This window comes from Streptomyces sp. NPDC045021 (assembly GCF_056432645.1).
In genome coordinates, this window is record NZ_JBWKIQ010000024.1 from 19,079 (window position 1) to 38,631 (window position 19,553).

Here is a 19,553-nt window from a genome sequence, read left to right on the forward strand (position 1 = left end):
GCGCGAGCGCGCAAACCTGTGGTGGCCGGCTGGTTCACGGAGCCCGGACCGCACGCGGAAGACGGACCGGCCGCTGAAGGCACCGGCGGAGACTTCCGGCTGCTCGGCACCCGCTGCCGGGAGTGCGGTTCGGTGTTCTTCCCCCGGGAGGACACCTTCTGCCGCAATCCGGCCTGCTCCGGCACCGCGTTGGAGGAGACCCCGCTGTCCCGTCGCGGCCGTGTCTGGTCGTACACCGACGGGCGCTACCGGCCGCCCGCGCCCTACGTCTCCGACCCCGACCAGGAGTGGGAGCCATATGTCCTGGTCGCCGTCGAACTCGCCGCGGAACGCATGGTGGTGCTGGGCCAGGCCGCCCCGGGCACCGCCCTGGCGGACCTCGCCGTCGGCATGGAGGTCGAACTCGTCCCCGGCGTGCTCAACGAGGACGCCGAGACCACCTGGACCACCTGGCACTGGCAGCCGCTGGGAGGCGACCGATGACGCGGGACGTGGCAGTGCTGGGCGCGGGCATGCACCCCTGGGGCAAGTGGGGCCGGTCCTTCACCGAATACGGAGTCGCCGCCGCCCGCGCCGCGCTCGCCGACGCGGGGCTGGCCTGGACCGACATCCAGCTCGTGGTCGGCGCGGACACCGTGCGCGGCGGCTATCCCGGCTACGTCGCCGGTGCGACCTTCGCCCAGGCGCTGGGCTGGCAGGGCGCCCGCGTCACCAGCGTGTACGCCGCCTGCGCGTCGGGCGCGCAGGCGATCAACGCCGCGCGGGCCCAGATCCTGGCCGGGATGGCGGACGTCGCCCTGGTGATCGGCGCGGACGCCGCGCCCAAGGGCTTCTTCGCCCCCGCCGGCGGCAACCGCCCCGACGACCCGGACTGGCTGCGCTTCCGCGTCCTGGGTGCCACCAACCCCACGTACTTCGGCCTCTACGCGCGCCGCCGCATGGCCCTGCACGGCGACACCCTGGAGGACTTCGCGCAGGTCAAGGTGAAGAACTCGGCGGCCGGCGCCGCCAACCCCAACGCCCGCTACCGCAAGGCGGTCTCGGCCGGCGAGGTCGCCGCCTCCGCGGTCGTCGCCGATCCGCTGCGGCTGCTCGACATCTGCGCGACCTCCGACGGGGCCGCCGCGGTGGTCCTGTCCAGCATGGAGTTCGCCCGGCGGCACACCACGGACCCGGTGCGGATCCGCGCGGTCTCCACCGTCACCCCGTCCTACCCCAAGACCGTTCTGGACCTGCCGGACTTCGCCACCGACTCGGCGGCCGCCGTGCAGCCGCCCGCGCTGGGGCTGCGGGCGTCCATCGCGGCGGCCGCGTACGAGGAGGCGGGGATCGGGCCGGCGGAACTGGATCTGGCCGAGGTCTACGACCTGTCCACCGCCCTGGAACTCCAGTGGTACGAGGACCTGGCGCTGTGCGCGCCCGGCGAGGGCGCCAAGTTGCTGCGGGACGGCGCGACCGCTCTCGGCGGCCGGATCCCGGTCAACACCAGCGGCGGGCTTGCCTCGTTCGGCGAGGCGGTACCGGCCCAGGCCATCGCCCAGGTCTGCGAGCTGACCTGGCAGTTGCGCGGTGCGGCCGGTGAACGGCAGGTCCCGGGCGCCCGGGTGGGGATCACCGCCAACCAGGGACTGTTCGGCCACGGCTCCTCGGTGGTGGCCGTGCGGTGAACCGTTCGCGGCCTTGACGCTCCATCACACCAGGTGAACACTTCCGGTGGTGCGCAGGCACGCGGGAGTCTTTTCCGCACCGCTGGTGATGTCGCGCGCTCTTCGGATGGCACAAGCCCGGTCAGTGCAGCCTGCACGAAGGAGCCCGCCATGCACTCCAACGGAGACGTCTTCCTGGGCGAGATCATCGGCACCGCGATCCTCATCCTGTTCGGCGCGGGGGTCTGCGCCGCGGTCACGCTCAAGCACTCCAAGGCGAGAGCGTCCGGCTGGATCGTCATCGCCTTCGGCTGGGGCTTCGGGGTCCTCGCCGGGGCCTACACCGCCGGACCGCTGTCCGGCGGCCACCTCAACCCCGCCGTCACCCTCGGCATCGCCATCGACACCGGCCAGTGGGACCAGACCCCGTACTACCTCGCCGGTCAGCTGATCGGCGCGATGACCGGAGCGGCGCTGGCCTGGCTGGCCTACTACGGCCAGTTCGCCGCCAACACCGGCCAGGACGAGGAACCGCTGGGCACCCTGGGGATCTTCTCGACCATCCCCGAGATCCGCGTCCCCTGGCAGAACCTGGTCACCGAAGTGATCGCCACCATGGGGCTCGTACTGCCGGTGCTCGCCTTCCCCGGCAACAAGGGCCTGGGCGAGTCGGGCACCACCACACTGCTCGTCGCCCTGCTGGTCGTCGGGATCGGCCTGTCGCTGGGCGGGCCCACCGGATACGCCATCAACCCGGCCCGCGACCTGGGCCCGCGCATCGTCCACGCACTGCTGCCCATTCCCAACAAGGGCACGTCCGACTGGGGTTATGCCTGGGTGCCGGTCGCCGGTCCGCTGATCGGCGGCGCGCTCTCGGGAGCCCTTTACAACGCCGCGTTCTAAGGGAGGCCGTCATGAGCGAGAAGTCCGTCACGTACGTAGCCGCCATTGATCAGGGCACGACCTCCAGCCGGTGCATCGTCTTCGACACCGGCGGCGCGATCGTCGCCGTCGACCAGCGCGAGCACCGGCAGATCTTTCCCCGGCCCGGCTGGGTGGAGCACGACGCCACCGAGATCTGGTCCAAGGTGCAGGCGGTGGTGGCCGGCGCGCTCGCCAAGGCCGGGCTGCGGGCCGACCAGCTCAGCGCGCTGGGCATCACCAACCAGCGGGAGACCACCGTGCTGTGGGACCGGGCCACCGGCCGGCCCGTGCACAACGCGATCGTCTGGCAGGACACCCGAACCGCCGCGCTCTGCGACGAACTCGGCGGCCAGGACGGCCAGGACCGCTTCCGCGACCTGACCGGCCTACCGCTGGCCAGCTACTTCTCCGGGCCGAAGGCCGCCTGGCTGCTGGAGAACGTACCGGGCCTGCGACGGCGCGCCGAGAACGGCGAGATCGCCTTCGGCACCATCGACTCCTGGCTGATCTGGAATCTGACCGGCGGCGTCAACGGCGGGAAGCACGTCACCGACGTCACCAACGCCTCGCGCACCCTGCTGATGAACCTGGAAACGCTGCAGTGGGATCCGTCGGTGCTCGCCGCGATGAACCTCCCCGAGGCGATCCTGCCGGAGATCCGCTCCTCCTCCGAGGTCTACGGCACCGCGGTCGGCCAGCTGGCCGGGGTGCCGGTGGCCGCCGCGCTCGGTGACCAGCAGTCGGCCGTCTTCGGGCAGACCTGCTACGAACCGGGCGAAGCCAAGAACACCTACGGCACCGGCAGCTTCCTGCTCCTGAACACCGGCACCCGGCCGGTGCCCTCCAAGAACGGCCTGATCACCACCGTGGGCTACCAGCTCGGCGGCGAGGCGCCGGTGTACTGCCTGGAGGGCTCGATCGCGATCACCGGCGCTCTGGTCCAGTGGTTCCGCGACCAGCTCGGCATCATCCGCTCCGCCGACGAGATCGAAGCGCTGGCCGCGAGCGTCTCGGACAACGGCGGCGCGTACATCGTGCCCGCCTTCTCCGGCCTGTTCGCCCCGTACTGGCGCTCCGACGCGCGCGGGGTGATCACCGGCCTGACCCGTTACGTCACCAAGGCGCACCTGGCGCGGGCGGTGCTGGAGGCGACCAGCTGGCAGACCCGCGAGGTCGTCGACGCGATGTACCAGGACTCCGGGGTGCAGATCACCTCGCTGCGGGTGGATGGCGGCATGACCGTCAACAACCTGCTGATGCAGCATCAGGCGGACGTCCTGGGAGTGCCCGTGATCCGGCCGGTGGTCGCCGAGACGACCTGCCTGGGCGCCGCCTACGCGGCCGGTCTCGCGACCGGGGTCTGGCCGGACCTGGACACCCTCAAGACGCACTGGAAGCGCGACACCGAGTGGACCCCGGGCATGGACGAGCCCACCCGGGAGCGCGAGTACCGGCGATGGAAGAAGGCCGTCGAGCGCAGCTTCGGCTGGCAGGAGGAGGACGGGCGGGACGACGCTCCCTAGCCCGCCCGCGGCATCAGGTGGCGGCGGGCTCCCGACGGTCCGCCGCCACCTTCGCGGCATGCTCGACCACGGTGATCAGCACCTGCTTGGCGGAGGCCCGGTCCCGTGCGTCGCACATCACGACCGGTACGTGCGGGTCGAGGTCCAGCGCGTCGCGGACCGTCTCGGTCGCGTGCTGGGTGGCACCGTCGAAGAGGTTCACCGCGACCGTGAAGGGGATGCCGCGCCGTTCGAAGTAGTCGACGGCGGCGAAGCAGTCCTCCAGGCGGCGGGTGTCGGCCAGCACGACCGCGCCCAGCGCGCCCTGGGCCAGCTCGTCCCACAGGAACCAGAAGCGGTCCTGGCCGGGCGTGCCGAACAGGTACAGCACCAGGTCCTCGCGGAGCGTGATCCGCCCGAAGTCCATGGCGACGGTGGTCGTGCTCTTGGCCTCGACACCGTGGATGTCGTCGACCGGCCGGCCGGCCTCGCTGAGCGGTTCCTCGGTGCGCAGCGGCCTGATCTCGCTGACGGCACCCACCAACGTCGTTTTGCCGACCCCGAAACCGCCCGCGACCAGCAGCTTGAGCGCTACCGGATCGGGGGCGGACCTGCGGCGTCGGTCAGAGCGCCCGAAGCCCATTGATCACCTCTCGGAGAATGCTCTCGTCCGGCAGTTCAGCCGGCGGAACAGGCATGCTGACGTGGACGAGTTCCGCGTCCAGCAGGTCGCCGACGAGCACGCGCACCACGCCCACCGGCAGATCGAGATCGGCCGCCAGCTCGGCGACCGAGGTCGCCATCAGCTGGCAGCGGTCGACGATGTCGAGGTGCTCGGGCGACAGCGTGTGATCGCCTTCGGCCGCCCCGTCCTCGCCCTCCGGCTCGGTCATCACCAGGGCGATGAGGTCGAGCCGGCCCTCGGCGGCGTGGCTGGTGCGGCCACGTGTCATCGCGTACGGACGCACCACCGGGCCGGCGGCGTCGTCGAACCAGCGGTCCTTGTCTGAAGTCATGTCACCCCGTACCCCGTCCTCAGGTCATGCCGTCAACCGCTGAGTGCCGCGCCGCTGTCGGTGCGGGGCGCGGTGCCCAGATGGGCGCCGACCCGCTTGACCAGCAGCGCCATCTCGTACGCCACCTGCCCGACGTCGGAGTCGGCGTCGGTGAGCACGGCGAGACAGCTGCCGTCGCCCGCCGCGGTCACAAACAGGAAGGCCTCGTCCAGCTCCACCATGGTCTGCCGGACCCCGCCCGCGTCGAAGTGCCGGCCGACGCCCTTGGCCAGGCTGTGGAAGCCGGAGGCGACGGCGGCGAGGTGTTCTGAGTCCTCGCGGGTCAGTCCGTCCGAAGCGCCGATCGCCAGGCCGTCGCCGGAGAGCACCAGTGCCTTGCGGATGCTGGCCACGCGGGTGACCAGATCATCAAGGAGCCAGCTCAGCTCGCGTGTCGGGCTCGATGGTGCGGTCATCGACCGTTCCCCTCAGGAGTCGTTCTCGGTGCTGTGTGTTCGTCGTCCGAGCCGTGCGGGCCGACGGTGTCGTCGTCGGTGATGTCGTGTTCGCGCCCACGCTGCCAGCCGCGCTGCAGTGCGGCCATCCGGTCCCGCACCTCGTCGGCGGAGCGTTCGCGCGGTGCCCCGGCGCCGGGCCGCACCGCGGTCCCGGTCTCCTGCGACGCGGATTCGACGCGCAGCTGCGGGGCGAGGTTGGCCTGCCGGACCCGCTTCGGCAGCAGCGCCGCCGTCGGGCCGGACGGCTCAGCCGAGCGGGCCGCCGGGACGGTCGGCGGGGCGACCGGGCGGCCGCGGTCCGAGACCAGGACCGGGGCGGTACGGCGGCGGCGCGGCAGGGGCACCGCCTCCCCGTCGTTGCCACCCGCACCGGGGTCAGCGGTGTCGGGGGCCAGGTCCGGGACCTGGACGTGTTCCCTGCTCTCGTCACTCCTGGCGGTCTCCAGTCCCCACTGCCGGAAGGAGAGTTCGGTGCCGGTCGAGTCCATGTCGATCTCCTCCGCCCCGAGGATCCCGCCCAGGCGGGTCGCTCCGGTGTCCTCACCGGCATCGGTGAGCAGCGTGGCCGGGATGAGGACGACCGCCGTGGTGCCCCCGTACGGCGACAGCCGCAGCGAGACGCGTACGCCGTGCCGCTGTGCGAGCCGGCTGACGACGAAGAGGCCGAGGCGGTCGGTGTCGGACAGCTCGAACTCGGGGGTCTCGGCGAGCCGCAGGTTGGCTTCCAGCAGCGCGTCCGGGGTGAGTCCGAGCCCGCGGTCGTCGATCTCCAGGACGAAGCCGTTGGCGACGTGCTCGCCGTGCACCCGGACCGCGGTGTGCGGCGGGGAGAACACGGCGGCGTTCTCGATGAGTTCGGCGACCAGGTGCGTCACGTCGGCGACGGCCGAGCCGGCCACCGCCAGCCGCGGCAGCCTGCGGACCTCGATGCGCTCGTAGTCCTCGACCTCGGCGACCGCCGCGCGCACCACGTCCATGAGCTGGATGGGCTTGCGCCACTGCCGTGAGGGCGCGGCTCCGGAGAGGATCACCAGGCCCTCGGCGTGCCGCCGCATGCGGGTCGTCATGTGGTCGAGCCGGAAGAGGTCGGCGAGTTCCTCGGTGTCCTCGGTGCGCCGCTCCATGGCGTCCAGCAGGGTGAGCTGGCGGTGCAGCAGGACCTGGCTGCGGCGGGCGAGGTTGACGAAGACGTCGGAGACGCCGCGCCGCATGTCGGACTGGCGGACGGCCGCCTCGACGGCGGCGCGCTGCAGGGTGTTGAGGGCCTTGCCCACCTGCCCGATCTCGTCGTCGGTGTACTCCAGCCGCGGCACCTCGGTCTCGACGTCGACCTTCTCGCCGGCGGCGAGACGCCGCATGACGCGCGGCAGCCGGGTGCCGGAGACCTCCTGGGCCTCCTTGCGCAGCCCGGACAGGTCGCGGATCAGGCTGCGGCCGATGCGTACCGAGACGAAGAGCGAGGCGAAGACGGCGATCAGGCCGAGGCCGCCCGCGACGGCCGCCAGGATCAGCAGCTTGAGGGCGTAGGGCTCGGCGCGCTTCTTGTGCAGGTCGCCCGCCTGGACGCCGATCCGGTCGAGGTCGCCCAGCGCGGTGGTCGCGGTGCCGAGCCAGGAGGCCCGGTCGGCGACCCGCGGCGCGGCGGCGGCGCCCGCGGCGATCACGGAGTCCTCCGCGGTGCGCAGCGCCTTGCCGGTGGCGCCCCGCCAGAACTCGTCGTAGAGCGTCCGCTCGTCGTCGGGAAGGAGTTTGAGGTTGTCGTCGTAGTAGTCCCGCTCCTCGCCGACGGCGAAGGTGAAGGAACGCAACTCCTGCGGGCTCATCCGGCCGGCGCTGATGGCCGCGGCCATCAGCGCGTCCTCGCGGCTGATCGCCTCCCGGGCCCGGGTGATCACGATGAGGGCGCGGCCCTGCCTGTCGAGCGACACGTTGTTCAGCGGGCTGAGCGAGTCGAGGAAGTCGTAGCAGGGGTCGACCATCGCGTTGTAGGCGCCGAAGGCGTCGTTACGGGTCATGCTCTGGCCGTCGACCTTGGCGCGCAGCGCGGGCAGTCCCTCGAACCCCTGTGTCACGGCGTCCAGTCGGAGCTTGGCGTCCCCGCTGAGGTCGGACCTGACACCCGAGTCGAACGCGTTGGTGCGCAACTTGGCGAAGACCTTGTCCGTGGCGGCTTCCTGCTTGGCCAGCCCGGCCTTGAAGTCCGACCGGCGCGGATCGGCCAGATACAGGATGGCGGCGCGCCGCTCCTGCTGCAGGGCCTGGACCACGTCCTCGGTCGGGTATCCGACGTCGTTGACGATGCGCTCGATGTCCAGCAGACCCCAGACCTCGCGGCCGGTGAGCGTGGCGGCGAATGCCCAGATGGCTGTGAGCGACACCAGCGGAATCAGCAGCAGCGCCACGATCTTCCGGCGGATCGTCGTACCGCGAAAGCGCATGGCCTCCCCAACGTCAGCCCCGTTCGGGGGGTGTTCGATCGCATGGAATCTGCGCGAGCCTACTACTGCCCCATAGGTAACTCGAAAGCCAGTCCGGTGGCCGGAGTAGGTCGGCCAGATTTTCCGATGGCTCGTTTTCGGGTTCAACCCGGGCAACCCGGATGGCATCGTGGTGCGGGACACCCGGTTCGGGCGCGATGCACCGATGCCGCGAGTGGCTGGAAAGGTACTGCGGAATGGCAAGGGCGATTTGCGGGCAGCCACCTTCTATGGACACAGAACCCCGCTCGATGTGGGTCGAAGATCCCGTCGGTACCCCGCGGATGGCCGACCCCGTCCGAGCCGCTGCCGTCCGTGCCGTGCTGATCGTCGCCGTGACCCTGATCGAAGCGGTGGTCACCGCGCTGCTGACCGCCGGCGAGTCCTGGCTCTCCGCGCCGGCCATGATCTTCACCGTGATCAGCACCATCGTGGCCACCTGGGCGGTGCTGGACGTGTGGGTGACCCGGCAGGTGTGGAACCAGCGCAACGGCGTGGTCTCCAGCCCGAGCAGCGCCGCGCGTGCGCTGCGCCGGGAGCGGCGCAGGGCACGGCGCCGGGAACGGACCGCGGCGAAGTCGAAGCCGCGCGGGCACATACCCCGGTCGCTGTCGCGGGCCTGAACCGGCCGTGAGGCGACCCCTGAACCGGGCGTGAACAGTACGTGAAGGTTCCTGGGCCGGTCTCCCGGCCCAGGAACAGAACGGCTACTGAGGCTGGGCCTGGGGCATGGCCGGCGACTGCGATTGCGGTCGCGGCTGTTCCGACGGGCGGCGGAACATCCGGGTGGCCGTGATCTCCCCGTGCACCGTCTCGCTGCCGGTGTCCTGGACGGGCAGACCGGGCCGCAGATGCTCCTCGACGGTGATGTACTTCAGCCCCGCGCGCAGGTCCGCGTCATTGCGCAGCCTTACGACCAGCGGGAATTCGGCGAGCGCCGTGGTGTCGAAGAGGCCGGTGGTGTAGATCAGCTGGACGCCCAGCGCGTCGGCGACCGCCCGCTGCAGCTCCAGCAGATACGTCGCGTTGGCCCGGCCGATGGGGTTGTCCAGGAACAGCGTGCCGGCATGCCGGTGCCGGTCGCGGCCCCGGTCGTTGCTGCGCAACGCCGCCATCGTGCAGTACAGCGCGATGGCCGCGGTGAGCAACTGTCCGCCGGAGAACACGTCGCCCATCTGACCCACCGGGACCCGCTCGGCGCGCAGCACCGCGTCCGGCTTGAGGATCTCCACGGAGATCCCCTTGGGCTGCAGCGCCGCCGCGACACCGCGCAGCAGCAGGGACATACCGTCCCGTCGCAGGTCGGAGTTCTTGCGGACGGCGGAGCTGGTCGCCTCGTCGATGACCTCGCCGAGGCGCTCGGTGAGCGCCGCCTGGTCCGGGTCCTCGAAGCGGATCCGCAGGAACTCCTGGCCCGACCAGTCGCCCAGCCCCTCGGGGAGGCGGGAGAGTCGCTGTGCGGAGCGCAGGGTGGCGAGCGAGGACTCGACGAGGCCGCGCAGCCGGTCCACGATGCTGTCGCGGTTGCGCTCCAACTGCTGCATCTCGTCGGTCAGCACCCGCAGCCGGGGCGCGAACGCCACCGCCCAGGCCGCCGCGTGCTCGGGCAGTCCGGCCGCCGGCAACTCGCGGATCTGCTGCCGGGCCGGGGTCCTGACCTGCTCGAACCGGGCGGCGTTGGCATGGCGGACCAGGATGTCGGACGCCTCGCGCAGCTGCGACTCGGCCGCCGACAGATCGGTGGCGCAGCCGCGCAGGCTCCGGCGGACCTCGGCCGAGACCGTACGGGCCTCCTCCAGACTGCCCGCATACGGCTCGGGCTCCGCTTCGGCCTCGTCGTGGATCGCCGAGCCGTCCCTGAGCAGATCGCGCAGCAGCGCCGCCAGTTCGTCGAACCCGCCGGCCGCGTCCTCCGCCGCCCGGTGCGAGCGCACCAGGTCCGCGTGGGCTCCCCGGGCCTCGTCCAGCGCCTCGGTGCGCGCGGCGAGTTCACCGTTGGCGCCGCGCAGCAGCTCCTGGGCGTGCCCGGCGTCGCGGGGCAGCAGCTCGGCGGGCAGCTCGGTGTGCGACTCCCCGGTGACGGGGGCGAGCCGCTCGGACTCGCCGCGCAGCCGGCCCAGCTGCTCGCTGGCCGCCGAGGCACGGGCCTCGATGGTCTGGACGAGCTGCTCGGCGCGGGCCGCCGCGGCCTGCCGGGACGGGCCGTCCGCGCCGTCCGAACCTTCCAGGAGCTGGGCGGCGCGGCTGCGGACCTTGTTGGTCAGCCGCTGCAGTTCGGTGAGTGCCGCGCTCTCGGTGCTCTCCGCGCGGGCCTGTTCGGCGCGCAGGTCGGCGCCGACGCCGACCTGCTCGTACAGCTGTGATGCGGCGCGGTACGCCTCACGCAGCGCGGGGAGCGATTCGCCGGAGGGCGGCGCCGCGTCCCGCGCGGGCTCGTCGGGCGCACCCGCGATCTCGGACCGCTCGGCGCGCAGCACCCTGGCGGTACGACGGGCGTCGTCGGCGCCGCGCTGGGCGGCCCTGCGGTCCTCGTCGGCCGCCTGGGCGAGCGCGAGACAGGCCTCGGCGCGGGCCTCGGCCTCGGACGCGTCCTCGGTCAGCTCCCGCGCCCGGCGCTGCCAGTTGGCCCGTTCGCGCAGCCGGTGGGCCAGCCCGGCCAGCAGGTCCGCGCGGCGCCGGGCCTGCTGCGCCGCGTCCTGGCGCGCGTCGCGCTCCCGGGCCGCCTCGGCCGACACCTCGTCCGCCTCGGCGCGCCGGGCGCGCACCTCCGCCAGCTCCGCGCGGGCCGCCGCCGCGGCCTCCACGGCCGTTTCCACGGCCGCCGCGAGCTCGCCGAGCTGTCCCTTCGGGCAGCCGGACCGCCAGGACGCGAGCCGCGCGGCGAGCGTCCGGTCATGGCCGAGCCGTGCGGCCAGCGCGCGGATCTCGCCGTCCCGGGCGCCGGCCCGGGTACGCAGCTCCTGGCGTTCGCCGTCGGCCGCCAGCTCGTCGTGCATCGCCGGATTCGGCGGTACGAGGAACACGTCGGACTCGGTGCCGGACGAGGGGGTCGGCGCGAGGAGGGCCGCCGCGGTGCCCACGGCCACGGTCGAGCGGGGCAGCAGCGCCGCCTGCGCGAGGACCTCGCGGGCCCGCCGGTAGGTCTCCGGGTCGGTGACGACGACGCCGTCCACCAGCTCCGGGCGCGCCGACAGCACCGCGGTGTGGTCCGCGGGGTCCACGGCCTGCGCGAGGTAGCGCCAGCCGGGCAGCGCGGGGATGCCGTGCTCGCCCAGGTACTCCACGGTGGCCAGCACGTCCGGGCCGGGCGGCAGCAGGCCGCCGTCACCGAGCGCCGCCAGGATCCGCGCGTCGTCGGCGGCCGAGGTCCGCAGGTCGAACAGTTGCCGTTCGGCGGCCGCGACGGTGCTGTCCAGCAGCTCGCGCAGCGGCTCCGCGAACGCGTCCAGCTCCAGGGCGCCCAGCGGGCCGGCGTCGGTCCGGCGCGGCGCGGCGGGCGCGGCAGGCGCCGGTGCGGAGCCGCGAGGGCCGGGGATGGCGTCCCGGGCGGTGGATTCGGCCGCCGACAGACCCGGGAGGCTGAGGAGTTCGGCCAGCCGCGGTTCGGCCGCGAGGGCCTGCGCGACGCGGAAGTCGGCGGAGTGGGCGGCCTCGGCGGCCGCCAGGGCGTCCGCCGCGCGGGCGGCGGCCAGTTCCACCCGGGACTCTGCCGCGGCGGCTTCACGGGCGTGTTCCGCGGCCTGGCGGGCGCTCTCCCGCGCCGCACCGGCGACGGCGGCGGCACTCCGCTCGGCGTCGGATGCCTCCAGGGCGGCACGGGCCGGGTCTGCGTCGGGTGCCGAGTCGTCGAGCCAACCGGCGCTGACCGCTTCGGCCGTCTCCTGCGCCACCTCGGCGAGCCGCTGCCCGAGGTGGCCGGCCTCGCTGCGGGACCGCTGGGCCTCGGTGGCCGCGGCGGTGGCGTCCCGGTGGGCGGCCACCGACTGCTCCTGGAGCGCGGCGGAGCGCTCCTCCTCCACGTCGGCCTGGTGGTCGGCGCCGTCCGCCGCAGCGTGCAGCGCACGCACCAGGTCGCCTGCGGCCAGCGTGCGGGCGGCCAGCGCGGGAGCCGCGTCCCGCTCGGCCTCCTGGATGGCCGCGCTGACCCGCGCCAGCCGGTCGCCCGCGGCGCGGTGGCGCAGTACCGTCTCGGCCGCCTGCCAGGCGGAGTGCAGGGTGCGGGCGTCGTTCAGTTCGCGGCGCAGTCCCGCCGCGGCCTTGTCGGACGCGGCCAGGGCCAGCGAGGCGTGCCGGTAGGCGAGTTCGGCGGCGACCAGGGCGCTGCGGCCGCGGGCCTGCTCGGCGTCGGTGACGGCCTGGGCGGCCCGGTCGGTGTTCTGCGCGAGCTCCGCGCCGCGGCCGCGCTCCTCCCGGGCCCGCGCCGACAACCGGCGCGCCAGGGCGCGGGTGCGGCGCTCGGACTGGGTGTGGATACCGCGCGCCAGTTCGCGGGCGCTGGCGTGCTCGACGATCCGCTCCAGCAGCTCCAGCGAGCCGGCGGTGAAGTCGCGTTCCGCGGTCAGTTCGGCGCGGCGGCCGAGCTTGCCCGCGAAGCTGTGCACGAGGTCCGCGAGACCGTCGGTGTCCCGGGTGTCGGTGACGGCGCGCAGCAGCAGGTCCGCGAAGTCGGAGTCGTGCCGGACGGCGAAGAGCCCGGCCGCCTCGCCCTCGTCGGCGTTCATCTCCCGCTGGTAGCGGAAGAGCTCCGGGTCCAGACCGATCTCGCCGAGGTGTTCGTTCCACCGGTCGTGGATCTCCTCCCACACCACTTCCAGGTGCGGGTAGAACTTGCCGGCCTCGGTGAGGGCGTCGCGGAAGCCCTTCATGGTGCGGCGCCGGCCCGTCGCGCCCGAGGCGCCCTCGGCGGGCGGCCGGACGGCGGTGGACTCGGCGACCGGGAGCGAGTCCAGGCTGAGCCCGGGGCCGGGGCGGAAGGAGTACCAGGCCTCGGCGAACTTGCGCGGGTCGGAGGAGACCTGGCGGCCGCGCCACTCGCTGACCTTGCCGACGACCACCAGCTCGCCGGTGACGGTGTGCTGCCACTCCAGCGCCACATGCCCGCAGTCGTCGGCCAGCAGGAACTTGCGGAGCACGCCCGAGCTGGCCCCGCCGAGGGTGTTGCGGTGGCCGGGCAGCATCACCGAGAAGATCAGCTTGAGCAGGACGGACTTGCCGCCGCCGTTCTCCAGGAACAGGACGCCCGCGGGGGCGGGGCGGCGCGGCGGGCCGGTCGGCTCGTCCTGGAAGAACTCGGCCTGGGCGGGCGCGGGCTGCGGTACGGGCGCGCCGACACCCCGCAGGTCCAGGACGGTGTCTGCGTACCGCGCACCGGCGGGGCCGATGGAGTACAGGCGGAGCCGGGACAGCTCGTACATGGCGGCGGACTCTCGTTATCTGCGCGTGTGGGCGCGCGGGTGGTGGGTGCGGCTCAGGAGTGGCTGTGCTGGTCTTCTGGGCTGTGCCGGCTCTCGCGGCCGTGGCTCCGGGGGCTGTCGCTCCGGTGGCTGTCGCTCTCGTGGAACGGCAGGCCGGCCTCGGCGACGAGGTCCAGCTCCCCGGTGTCGTCCGGCGGCAGCAGGGTCGCCGAGCCGTCGCTCACCGGGACGACGCCCAGCTCCAGGAGTTCGGCCATGGCCGCGCTGCCCGCCATGTCCCGGACCTGCAGCTGGTACCGGGCCGTGGTGCGGAACGTGCCGCCCGCGTCGTCCCCGGTGCGCTGCAGGAAGCCGGAGTCGACGAGGAAGGCGACCGCCTTGCCGACAATGCCGGTGGTGGAACCGGCCAGCCGCCGGGCGTCCTTGGTCGCGCCGGTGGAGCTGCGGCGGGTCCAGACCCGCCAGGCCGCCTCCAGGCCGGGAGCGTCGCTGGCCGGGTCGGTGTTCTCGCCCTGCTCCGCGGCGCGCTCCTCCAGCCGGCGGCAGGCCTGGCGGACGAACCCGTCGACGCCGTTGACGGTGATCCGGCCGATGTAGCCGTCGTCCGCGAGGTCCTCGGGGCGGGGGAACGCCATGGTGGCCGTGGCCAGGTGCGCCAGACCGTGCAGGAACCGGTCGCCGGCGTCGGAGGCGGCCCGCCGCGAGTACTCGCCCATCCGCACCGCGAACACCGAGTCCTCGGCGGCGGCCACGGCCATCCCGGCGCGCGGCGACACCTCCAGGACGATCAGGCCGAGCCCGGCGGCGACGGCGTCCGCGAGACGGGCGAAGGCGGGCTCCTCGCGGTGCCTGCGGATCAGCTCCGTGTACTCCGCGTCGCGGGCCGGCAGCAGCTTGGGCTGCAGCCCGTAGGAGACCAGCCGGGCGGCGTCCGCCGCGTCGGCCGCGGTGACGGGCGACGGGGCGCCGGATCGCGCGGCCGGCGCGGCATCGCCGTACCCGGCCTGCTGCGCGGTCCCGTCGTCGCGGTACTCGGTCACGGGTGGATCTCCTCGGGGCGGACGGCGGGTGGCTGTTCGGGGGCGCTGGTGGGTGGGGCGGCTGTCATGCGATCTCCGAACGGGCCGCGGCCATACCGGCCGTGTCGAGCCGGGCGGTGCCCACGATCAGGTCGGCGCCGCCGAACTCCGGATCCGTCAGCTCCTCGCCGTCGTCGACGGAGAAGAGCAGCCGCGGCTCGCCCTGCCGGTAGGCGGTGCCGACCGGCGGGCTGGCGGCGTGCACCGCCAGCAGGGCGACGAGGTAGGGCAGTTCCGGATCGCGGCGGCGGGCGTCGGCGAGCAGCCCGGACAGCCGGCGCGGCGCGTCGTCCGGCAGGTCCAGCAGCTCCAGCGCGCTCTCCAGCTGCTCCTCGCTGAAGCGGCTGTCCGCGGGGGTGGCCACCAGGTCCGGTTCGGGCATGGCCGCGCCCAGGTGCTCGCGCTCGGTGGGCGGGGTGAGCAGCACGTCCACCAGGTCGCAGATCCGCACCGCGGGCGGGGTGCGCAGGCCCGCGCCACGGGCGAAGAAGGCGTCGGTGACCCGGGACGCCTGCTCGACGGGGAGCGGCAGGATCGGCGCGATCAGCTGCCCGTACAGGTCGAGTCCGGCGCGGGCGGGCGCCGAGGCGAACGCCTGCCGGTCCTGCTCGGCGCGGAACAGCGGGCCGGCCTCCAGCAGCCGGGACTGCAGCTGGGTGTGGCGGCGGATGCAGTCCTTGACGATGTCGACGAGCTCGGCGGCCCGCCGCTTGTGCTCGGGGTCCTCCGCCTCGTCGCGCGCCTTGCGGATGTTGGTGAGGATCGCGTTCTCGTGCCGGTACCGGTCGGCGACGTGGTCGAGCGCCTCGGCGATCATGTCCGGGACGGCGCGCAGCCAGTCGACCGCCCGGACGTTGCGCCGGGTCGCCTCCAGGGCGCGGCGCAGCGTCTCCGCGTACTGCACGGTGCGGTAGCGGGCCTGCTCGGCGGCGAGCTGGGCGTCCGCCAGCCGCCCCCGGCTGATCAGCACCTCCAGCTTGACCTCGGCGGCGATCTGGGCGCTGGTGACGTCCGTGTCGAGCGCGCCGACCAGGACGTTGACCGCTTCGTCGGTGGTGCGCAGGTACACGCCGCCGCCGGGGCCCGGGACCTCCTCGATCAGCTTGAAGTCGTAGTCGCGGCGGACGTACGCGCCGTCGGGACCGAAGGTGCCGTAGACCGCGCGGAAGCCGCGGTCCACGCTGCCGACGTTGATCAGGTTCTCCAGGACCCAGCGGGCGACCCGCTCATGCTCCTCGACGGGCCGGCGCGGGGACTGGGCGGCGACCCGGGGCAGCAGCCTGGTCACTATCTGCTCCGGGTCGGCCCCGGTGTCGAAGTCCATGTTGAGCGTGACCATGTCGATGGCGGACAGCGCCACCTCCGCCATCGCGTACACCGAGTACTCGCCGGCCAGGTTCGCCTTGCGCACGTCCAGGTCGTGCAGCGGCGCGGTGCACGCGAGCGCCTTGAGGCGGCGGGCCAGGCCCTCGTCGGCGGCCGGGCCCGGAGCGGGGCGGGGCGCGCCCGTCGTCGGGTACGGGGTGGTTACGGTCACGACGCACACATTAGGCGGTGCCACCGACATCGAACGAAACGGCACGGATCACCCGCCCGGCCACAAGTCACCCGTAGCCGAGCCGTTCCCGATGCAGCACCATGGCGGACATGGTCATCGATCTCAACGCGGATCTCGGCGAGGGCTTCGGCCGGTGGACGCTCACCGACGACGACGCGCTGCTCTCCGTCGTCACCAGCGCCAACGTCGCATGCGGGTTCCACGCGGGCGATCCGGTCACGATGCGGCGGGTCTGCGCGCTCGCCGCCGAGCGCGGGGTACGGATCGGAGCGCAGGTCTCCTACCGGGACCTGGCCGGCTTCGGGCGGCGCGCCATGGACGTGCCGCCGGACGAGCTGGCCGCCGAAGTCGCCTACCAGATCGGCGCCCTGGAGGTCTTCGCGCGGGCGGCGGGCTCGCGGGTCGCGTACGTCAAACCGCACGGCGCGCTCTACAACCGGACGGTCGGCGACGCGGCGCAGGCCGCCGCCGTGGTGGCGGGCGTCCTGCTGGCCGGTGGGCCGGACGGCGGGCTGCCGGTGCTGGGCCTGCCCGGCTCCGAGCTGCTGGCCGCGGCGGAGAAGGCCGGGCTGCCGGCGGTGGCCGAGGCGTTCGCCGACCGGGCCTACACCGAGCGGGGCACGCTCGTGCCGCGCGGTGAGGCGGGCGCGGTGCTCCAGGACGGCGACGCGGTCGTCGCGCAGGCCCTGGCGGTCGCCCGCGACGGGCAGGTCGTCGCGGCCGGCGGCCGGCGGATCGCCGCCGGTGCCAGGTCGCTGTGCCTGCACGGCGACACCCCCGGTGCCGCGGAGCTCGCGCGGCGGGTGCGGCGCGAACTCCAGGACGCGGGCGTCTCCTTGCGGCCCTTCGCATGAGGACGCTGCCGGTCGGCGAACACGCGCTGCTCGTGGAGCTGGACGCGGACGGCGAGGTCGGGGCGTTCCACGCCGAGCTGCTGCGGCGGCGCGCGGCCGGGACGCTGCCGACGGTCCGCGAGATCGTCCCTGCGGCTCGCACGATCCTGCTCGACGGCCTGGACGACCCCCGCGCCCTCGCCTCGGAACTGGCCGCCTGGACCGTCCCGCCGCTCACGGCGGAAGCAACCGCGGAGACGGAGATCCGGGTGCGGTACGACGGGCCCGACCTGGCGGAGGTCGCCGGGCTGTGGGGCGTGCGGCCCGACGAGGTCGCGGACATCGTCGGCGGCATCGTCTTCCGGGTGGCGTTCTGCGGCTTCGCGCCCGGTTTCGGGTACTTGACCGGGCTCCCCGAGCACCGGCACCTACCGCGCCGGGCCACCCCCCGCACCGCCGTGCCCGCCGGTTCGCTGGCGCTCGCCGGGCCGTACGCGGGCGTCTACCCGCGCTCCTCCCCCGGCGGCTGGCAGCTGATCGGCACCACCGACGCCGTCCTGTGGGACCCGCGGCGCGAGCCGGCGGCACTGCTGGCACCCGGCACTCGGGTGCACTTCACGCGGGACGCGACATGACACAGCACGGGGGACGCGACATGGCACAGCACGCGGGATCCGGTATGGCACAGCACGCGGGACGTGACATGACGCAGGACCACCCGCGACCCGGTATGACGCGAGGGTCGGTCCGCGTGGTGCGGGCGGGCGCGCTGACGACCGTGCAGGACCTCGGACGCCCGGGCCACGCCCACCTCGGTGTGCCGCGCTCCGGTGCGCTCGACCCGCCCGCGCACCGCCGGGCCAACCGGCTGGTGGGCAACCCGGACGGGGCCGCGACCCTGGAGACCACCGTCAACGGCTGCGCGGTGCGGGCGGAGCACCCGGTCGTCGTGGCCGTCACCGGGGCGCCCTGCGCCGTCCGGATCGACGGTCGCCCCGCCCCCTGGGGCGCCCCGGTGCGCATGCCGGCCGGCGCCGTCCTGGAACTCGGCACCGTCGTCGGCGGGCTGCGCTGCTACCTGGCGTTCGCGGGCGGCGTCGATGTCGAGCCGGTGCTCGGCAGCCGTTCCGCGGACCTGCTCTCGGGGCTCGGGCCGGCGCCGCTGGCGGAGCGCGACATCCTCCCGCTGGGCACGCCCCAGGGGCGGGCCCGCGCCGCCGACGCGATGCCCTGGCCCGCCCCGCCGGCCGAACTCGTGCTGCCCGTCCTGCTCGGGCCGCGCGACAACTGGTTCACCGAGGACGCGCCACGGCTGCTGGCGACCGGCGCGTACACCGTCTCCGAAGACTCCAACCGCATCGGGCTGCGCACCGAAGGCCCCGCGCTGCGGCGGGCGTTCGACGGCGAGCTGCCCAGCGAGGGCATGGTGTTGGGGGCCGTGCAGGTGCCGCCCGACGGCCGCCCGGTCGTCTTCCTGGCCGACCACCCCACCACCGGCGGCTACCCCGTCATCGGCGTCGTGCCGGAAGCACCGCTGGCCGCGGCGGCGCAGGCCGTCCCGGGCACGCCCGTACGGTTCCTCCCGGTCCGCGGGCGCCAGTAAGTCGGGTGGGAGCGGCTGGCCGGGCGGGAGCGCCGGGCCTACGCGACCTGCGCGGCCGGTTCGCCGGGCCCCTCGTCGAGCGCGGCCAGGGCCAAGGTCGTCAGATGGTGGGCCCGGGTGTCCAGGAGGTGGGTGGTGCCGGCGGCCCGGTGGCGGCATTCGGCGGCGGCGAGGCGCAGCAGCCCGGGGAGCAGATCCGTGCAGCGGTCCGCGATCCAGCGGGCGCCGCGGGTGGCCATCCACCAGACGTCCGCCGCACGCGAGGGGCCGGGACCGGCCGGGTCGGGGTACGGGGGCTCTCCGGCGGCGAGGCCGTGGACCGCGAGCAGGGCGTGGAACTCCCCGGCCAGCAGCCGGTGCCCCAGTTCGCTGGGGTGCAGGCGGTCCGCGCTCCACGCGGCCCGGTCCGCCGTCCACGGCCGGTCCGCCGCGTGCAGATGGAGTGCGCCGTGCCGTTCCGACAGGGCGTGCACCACGTGGTTGACCGCCCGCATCCGGCGGGCGAGCGGACGGGCCAGCGGCCAGGGCAGCCCGAGCGCCCGACCGGGGTCGGGCAGGCAGGCCGTCAGGACGCCGGAGCCGTCGGTCCGCAGTGCGCCGAGTACGGCGTCGAGGCGCCGTACGACGACGGTGATGTCGAACGAGCCGCGCAGCGTGTCGTTGGCCCCGACCAGGACGGACGCCAGATGCGGCCGGAAGCGCAGCGCGTCGTCGAGTTGCCGCCCCGCCACGTCGGAGGTGAGGGCGCCGCTGTGGGCGCAGTTGAGCAGTTCCACGTCGCGGGGCCCGGCGCCCAGCCCCGGCGCCAGCAGCGCCGCCCAGCCGCGCCACCGCCCGTCGGGGCCCGGGTCGCCGAGCCCTTCGGTCAGCGAGTCGCCCAGCGCGGCGAACCGGAGCGCCGGCGGCGCGCCGGCGGGCGGGCGTTCCGGCAGCGGGTGGTCGTGCCCGGCGGACGGCCGGGGGTCCGACGCCAGCGCGGGGGCGTTCACGGGGTCTCCCCCGCG

16 protein-coding genes are annotated in these 19,553 nt (G+C 74.2%); 8 read left to right on the forward strand and 8 right to left on the reverse strand.

Annotated features, from left to right (window positions below):
* Positions 1-18 precede the first annotated feature (18 nt).
* The 4 genes from AC07DC_RS40090 to glpK all read left to right on the forward strand — a co-directional run bounded on the left by AC07DC_RS40090 (position 19) and on the right by glpK (position 4,093).
* On the forward strand, positions 19-483 hold the full coding sequence (locus AC07DC_RS40090; RefSeq protein ID WP_478919858.1) for a Zn-ribbon domain-containing OB-fold protein: 465 nt from the start codon (positions 19-21) through the stop codon (positions 481-483).
* Entirely contained in the window at positions 480-1,667 is a 1,188-nt protein-coding gene (locus tag AC07DC_RS40095) for a lipid-transfer protein (RefSeq protein WP_478919829.1), read from the forward strand. Before AC07DC_RS40090 ends, AC07DC_RS40095 begins: the two co-directional genes overlap by 4 nt.
* Before the next feature lie 150 nt (positions 1,668-1,817).
* Positions 1,818-2,549 (forward strand): MIP/aquaporin family protein, encoded by a 732-nt coding sequence (locus AC07DC_RS40100; RefSeq protein WP_478919830.1) that lies wholly within the window; start codon positions 1,818-1,820, stop codon positions 2,547-2,549.
* Positions 2,550-2,560: 11 nt separating this feature from the next.
* Positions 2,561-4,093: a glycerol kinase GlpK gene (gene glpK / locus AC07DC_RS40105; RefSeq protein ID WP_478919832.1), complete on the forward strand. Its 1,533-nt coding sequence runs from the start codon at positions 2,561-2,563 to the stop codon at positions 4,091-4,093.
* A 13-nt stretch (positions 4,094-4,106) separates the two neighbouring features.
* Here the strand turns inward: glpK and AC07DC_RS40110 are convergent, their stop codons facing one another.
* From AC07DC_RS40110 to AC07DC_RS40125, 4 genes are read right to left on the reverse strand one after another with little or no spacing between them, the layout of a single operon-like run.
* A complete protein-coding gene (locus AC07DC_RS40110; protein WP_478919833.1) occupies positions 4,107-4,715 on the reverse strand; it encodes a GTP-binding protein in 609 nt (202 codons plus the stop codon).
* Positions 4,696-5,088, reverse strand: coding sequence for a DUF742 domain-containing protein (locus AC07DC_RS40115; protein WP_478919834.1), 393 nt, complete (start codon positions 5,086-5,088; stop codon positions 4,696-4,698). The genes AC07DC_RS40110 and AC07DC_RS40115 overlap by 20 nt, the downstream gene beginning before the upstream one ends.
* A gap of 32 nt (positions 5,089-5,120) precedes the next feature.
* Entirely contained in the window at positions 5,121-5,543 is a 423-nt protein-coding gene (locus AC07DC_RS40120; protein WP_250974712.1) for a roadblock/LC7 domain-containing protein, read from the reverse strand.
* Complete coding sequence (locus AC07DC_RS40125; RefSeq protein WP_478919835.1) at positions 5,540-8,023, reverse strand: sensor histidine kinase; 2,484 nt, start codon at positions 8,021-8,023, stop codon at positions 5,540-5,542. The genes AC07DC_RS40120 and AC07DC_RS40125 overlap by 4 nt, the downstream gene beginning before the upstream one ends.
* A gap of 269 nt (positions 8,024-8,292) precedes the next feature.
* Here AC07DC_RS40125 and AC07DC_RS40130 point away from each other — a divergent pair, with 269 nt between their 5' ends.
* Positions 8,293-8,685: a hypothetical protein gene (locus AC07DC_RS40130; RefSeq protein ID WP_478919836.1), complete on the forward strand. Its 393-nt coding sequence runs from the start codon at positions 8,293-8,295 to the stop codon at positions 8,683-8,685.
* 84 nt (positions 8,686-8,769) lie between these two features.
* Here AC07DC_RS40130 and AC07DC_RS40135 read toward each other — a convergent pair whose 3' ends face one another.
* The 3 genes from AC07DC_RS40135 to AC07DC_RS40145 form a co-directional block, all read right to left on the reverse strand.
* Positions 8,770-13,476 (reverse strand): hypothetical protein, encoded by a 4,707-nt coding sequence (locus AC07DC_RS40135; RefSeq protein ID WP_478919837.1) that lies wholly within the window; start codon positions 13,474-13,476, stop codon positions 8,770-8,772.
* A gap of 53 nt (positions 13,477-13,529) precedes the next feature.
* Positions 13,530-14,516: a hypothetical protein gene (locus AC07DC_RS40140; protein WP_478919838.1), complete on the reverse strand. Its 987-nt coding sequence runs from the start codon at positions 14,514-14,516 to the stop codon at positions 13,530-13,532.
* A 64-nt stretch (positions 14,517-14,580) separates the two neighbouring features.
* Positions 14,581-16,122, reverse strand: coding sequence for a hypothetical protein (locus AC07DC_RS40145; RefSeq protein WP_478919839.1), 1,542 nt, complete (start codon positions 16,120-16,122; stop codon positions 14,581-14,583).
* A gap of 71 nt (positions 16,123-16,193) precedes the next feature.
* On the opposite strand from AC07DC_RS40145, the gene AC07DC_RS40150 reads away from it, so the two are divergent.
* The 3 genes from AC07DC_RS40150 to AC07DC_RS40160 all read left to right on the forward strand — a co-directional run bounded on the left by AC07DC_RS40150 (position 16,194) and on the right by AC07DC_RS40160 (position 18,549).
* Complete coding sequence (locus AC07DC_RS40150) at positions 16,194-16,967, forward strand: LamB/YcsF family protein (RefSeq protein WP_478919840.1); 774 nt, start codon at positions 16,194-16,196, stop codon at positions 16,965-16,967.
* Entirely contained in the window at positions 16,964-17,581 is a 618-nt protein-coding gene (locus AC07DC_RS40155) for a 5-oxoprolinase subunit B family protein (protein ID WP_478919841.1), read from the forward strand. The genes AC07DC_RS40150 and AC07DC_RS40155 overlap by 4 nt, the downstream gene beginning before the upstream one ends.
* A gap of 95 nt (positions 17,582-17,676) precedes the next feature.
* Positions 17,677-18,549, forward strand: coding sequence for a 5-oxoprolinase subunit C family protein (locus AC07DC_RS40160; protein ID WP_478919859.1), 873 nt, complete (start codon positions 17,677-17,679; stop codon positions 18,547-18,549).
* A gap of 38 nt (positions 18,550-18,587) precedes the next feature.
* Here AC07DC_RS40160 and AC07DC_RS40165 read toward each other — a convergent pair whose 3' ends face one another.
* Positions 18,588-19,538 carry an SGNH/GDSL hydrolase family protein gene (locus AC07DC_RS40165; RefSeq protein ID WP_478919842.1) on the reverse strand — a complete coding sequence of 317 codons (951 nt, stop codon included), beginning with the start codon at positions 19,536-19,538 and terminating at the stop codon, positions 18,588-18,590.
* Between the last annotated feature and the right edge of the window lie 15 nt (positions 19,539-19,553).

Bases quoted from the DNA above. Each gene is read 5' to 3' on its own strand.
- AC07DC_RS40150 (WP_478919840.1), top strand. From the start codon at position 16,194: ATGGCGGACATGGTCATCGATCTCAACGCGGATCTCGGCGAGGGCTTC.
- AC07DC_RS40095 (WP_478919829.1), top strand. From the start codon at position 480: ATGACGCGGGACGTGGCAGTGCTGGGCGCGGGCATGCACCCCTGGGGC.
- AC07DC_RS40155 (WP_478919841.1), top strand. From the start codon at position 16,964: ATGAGGACGCTGCCGGTCGGCGAACACGCGCTGCTCGTGGAGCTGGAC.
- AC07DC_RS40125 (WP_478919835.1), bottom strand. From the start codon at position 8,023: ATGCGCTTTCGCGGTACGACGATCCGCCGGAAGATCGTGGCGCTGCTG.
- glpK (WP_478919832.1), top strand. From the start codon at position 2,561: ATGAGCGAGAAGTCCGTCACGTACGTAGCCGCCATTGATCAGGGCACG.
- AC07DC_RS40135 (WP_478919837.1), bottom strand. From the start codon at position 13,476: ATGTACGAGCTGTCCCGGCTCCGCCTGTACTCCATCGGCCCCGCCGGT.
- AC07DC_RS40110 (WP_478919833.1), bottom strand. From the start codon at position 4,715: ATGGGCTTCGGGCGCTCTGACCGACGCCGCAGGTCCGCCCCCGATCCG.
- AC07DC_RS40145 (WP_478919839.1), bottom strand. From the start codon at position 16,122: ATGTCGGTGGCACCGCCTAATGTGTGCGTCGTGACCGTAACCACCCCG.
- AC07DC_RS40100 (WP_478919830.1), top strand. From the start codon at position 1,818: ATGCACTCCAACGGAGACGTCTTCCTGGGCGAGATCATCGGCACCGCG.
- AC07DC_RS40120 (WP_250974712.1), bottom strand. From the start codon at position 5,543: ATGACCGCACCATCGAGCCCGACACGCGAGCTGAGCTGGCTCCTTGAT.
- AC07DC_RS40130 (WP_478919836.1), top strand. From the start codon at position 8,293: ATGGACACAGAACCCCGCTCGATGTGGGTCGAAGATCCCGTCGGTACC.
- AC07DC_RS40160 (WP_478919859.1), top strand. From the start codon at position 17,677: ATGACGCGAGGGTCGGTCCGCGTGGTGCGGGCGGGCGCGCTGACGACC.
- AC07DC_RS40115 (WP_478919834.1), bottom strand. From the start codon at position 5,088: ATGACTTCAGACAAGGACCGCTGGTTCGACGACGCCGCCGGCCCGGTG.